The organism is Pontibacter ummariensis (genome assembly GCF_900188175.1).
Lineage (GTDB): Bacteria > Bacteroidota > Bacteroidia > Cytophagales > Hymenobacteraceae > Pontibacter > Pontibacter ummariensis.
This window is the reverse complement of record NZ_FZOQ01000068.1, coordinates 1-2411: the sequence shown is the minus strand read 5'-3', so window position 1 is coordinate 2411 and position 2411 is coordinate 1. Positions and strand designations below refer to the sequence as shown.

Annotated in this window: 3 protein-coding genes; 1 reads left to right on the top strand and 2 read right to left on the bottom strand. The window is 53.4% G+C overall.

Features of this window, described 5'->3' with window-relative positions:
- Window positions 1-45: 45 nt before the first annotated feature.
- Entirely contained in the window at window positions 46-633 is a 588-nt protein-coding gene (locus CHB92_RS25365) for an HPP family protein (protein WP_089322033.1), read from the top strand.
- Window positions 634-654: 21 nt separating this feature from the next.
- Here the strand turns inward: CHB92_RS25365 and CHB92_RS25360 are convergent, their stop codons facing one another.
- Both CHB92_RS25360 and hmpA read right to left on the bottom strand, forming a co-directional pair.
- Window positions 655-1104 carry an Rrf2 family transcriptional regulator gene (locus CHB92_RS25360; protein WP_089322032.1) on the bottom strand — a complete coding sequence of 150 codons (450 nt, stop codon included), beginning with the start codon at window positions 1102-1104 and terminating at the stop codon, window positions 655-657.
- A 17-nt stretch (window positions 1105-1121) separates the two neighbouring features.
- Window positions 1122-2336: an NO-inducible flavohemoprotein gene (gene hmpA / locus CHB92_RS25355; protein ID WP_245842919.1), complete on the bottom strand. Its 1215-nt coding sequence runs from the start codon at window positions 2334-2336 to the stop codon at window positions 1122-1124.
- Between the last annotated feature and the right edge of the window lie 75 nt (window positions 2337-2411).

Sequence of the window (2411 nt, the reverse complement as noted above, 5' to 3'; positions counted from 1 at the left end):
AAAACGCCCCTGATCAACGCGCAGCTTTAGACTTTACAGGCCTTAATGAAGAAAAGAATACAAAGACACGTGCGGGTGGCCCGCTATGTCTTTTATAGAGAGACCCTGATTGACTACAGGGAGCACTTCTGGACCTTTGTTGGTTCTTTTATAGGGATAGGGCTCATAGGTTTCATCAACAGTGAACATTTTTCAGCTTTTGACAACCTGTTCCTGATAGGTTCTTTTGGGGCCTCTTCCGTTCTCGTGTACGGTCTCATTAACAGTCCCCTTGCCCAACCTCGTAACTTGATTGGTGGACACCTTATATGCGCCTTGGTGGGCGTGTCTGTTCACCGCTTAATTCCAGGCGAACTGTGGCTGTCATCCGCTTTGGCGGTGTCTCTTTCTATAGTGCTGATGCAAGCCACCAAGACTCTTCATCCTCCCGGAGGTGCCACAGCCTTGATTGCTAATATAGGATCAGAGAAGATCCGCAACTTGGGCTTTCTTTACGTGTTTAATCCGGTGCTATCAGGGGTTATTATTCTTTTGTTAGTGGCTTTGGTATTCAACAACATCACTTCCCGCCGAAGTTACCCACGGAATAAAGACTGGTATAAGCTGTGGAAGAGGAAGTACCGACAGAAATAGAGGTTCCCTTGCCTCGCCAAGTTATAGTGGTTGCTTTCTTTCCAAGATAAGCTGCTGCAGCAAAGCACCGGTCTTTCCTGCCGTTACGTCCTGCAGCGAATAATTGTCCAGAAAAGATATAAACCGCCTGTAGGCATCATCCAGGGCAAGTTTTAAAAGGCAGTTCCCTTCCAGGGCACAGTGGGGTGACTGGCAGTTTATCAGGTCTTCGTTTTGCTCCAGCAGCCGTACCAGCTGCCCTATCCTGATGCTGGCGGGGTGGTCTCCCAGGCGAAGCCCTCCGCCCCTGCCCCGCTGTGCGGCAATAATACCCTTATGGGAAAGAAACTGAACCACCTTCACCAGGTGGTTACGGGATATGCCGAACTGTGCGGAGAATTCGGTAATGGTCGTGGCGGCGTTCTCTTGCTGCTTTTGCGCCATGTACATGCATATCCGCAGTCCGAACTCAGTGAAGCGGCTCAGTTTCATTTGCCCAGGTGCTTGGTTTAGGAAAGGACAAGGTTAGCAGGACCGAACTCCTCGTAATGTATCGCCTCGCGGCTTACCCCCATTGCGGCCAGGTCCTCGAACTGCTTTCGGATGAAGGGGGCTGGCCCGCAAACGTAATAGTCCGCGTCCTGTAAGAGCGCCTGCTCTTTCAGCCTGTCCAGCTCCACAACCCCCTCATAGTAGCCTTCCACCGCCATGTCCTCGTCCAGGGAATCATAGAAAATATGCTTCTGCAGCCTCCCATGCCTTGCCTCCAGGGTAGTGATTGGCTCATTAAAGGCGTGCACCCTCCTGTTACGGCAGCCATGCACCCAAACGATCTCTCTGTTGCTTTCTGTGCTGGCCAGGTACTCCAGCATGCTCAGCAATGGCGTCTGCCCTACTCCCCCGCTGATGAACACCACGGGTGTCTGCTTGGCTGTGTCCAGGGTGAAGTCCCCGGCAGGCGGAGCCACCTCCAGCACGTCTCCCTCCTGCACAGCGTCGTGCAGCCTGTTGCTGATCATGCCATCGGGCTCGTCTCCGGCACCGCTTTCCCTTTTGACCGAGATCCGGTAATAGCTGCCGTTCGGGGCAGAGGACAGGCTGTACTGCCGGGGCTGGATCAGGTTCAGCTCGGGCAAAAACAGGCGGACGCTGATATACTGCCCTGGCAGGAAGTCGGCTACCTTGCCTCCATCGGAGGGGTAGAGATAGAACGAGGTGATTTCCTCCGACTCCTTTACCTTCTGCTTCACTATAAAGGGCCTCCACCCGGTCCAGCCGCCTTCTTTGGTCGCCGCCTCGCTGTACAGGCTCTTCTCCAGCCCGGTCATCAGGTCCGCCAACTGCTGGTAGGCTGCTGCCCATGCTGCTATCAGTTCGTCAGTGGCGCCTTCCCCCAGTACCTCTTTAATGGAAGCCAGCAGGTGCTGGCCCACAATCGCGTAGTGCTCCGGCCGTATGTCCAGGCTCACGTGCTTGTGGCCGATTTTAGTAACGGCAGAGACTAAAACAGAGGGGTCCTCGATGTGCTCGGCGTAAGCCAGCACCGCCAGAGCCAGTGACAGCTGCTGTTTTCCGTTTCCCTGGTTGCCCATGTTAAACACGTTCTTGAGCTCGGGATTGTGCTTAAACATGCGGCTGTAGAAGTGCGTTGTAAGGGCAACCCCATGCTCTCTCAAGATCGGCACAGTAGCCTTGATAAGTTCTTTTTGCGCTGTTGTCATCATGCGGAATATTTAAAGTTGTATCAAAGTTGCAACTTTAAACACGCGCTAAAAATGACATTCGTCAGTTTTGCAGGG

Coding starts and splice junctions, on each gene's coding strand:
- CHB92_RS25360 (WP_089322032.1), bottom strand. CDS start 1,104: ATGAAACTGAGCCGCTTCACTGAGTTCGGACTGCGGATATGCATGTAC.
- CHB92_RS25365 (WP_089322033.1), top strand. CDS start 46: ATGAAGAAAAGAATACAAAGACACGTGCGGGTGGCCCGCTATGTCTTT.
- hmpA (WP_245842919.1), bottom strand. CDS start 2,336: ATGATGACAACAGCGCAAAAAGAACTTATCAAGGCTACTGTGCCGATC.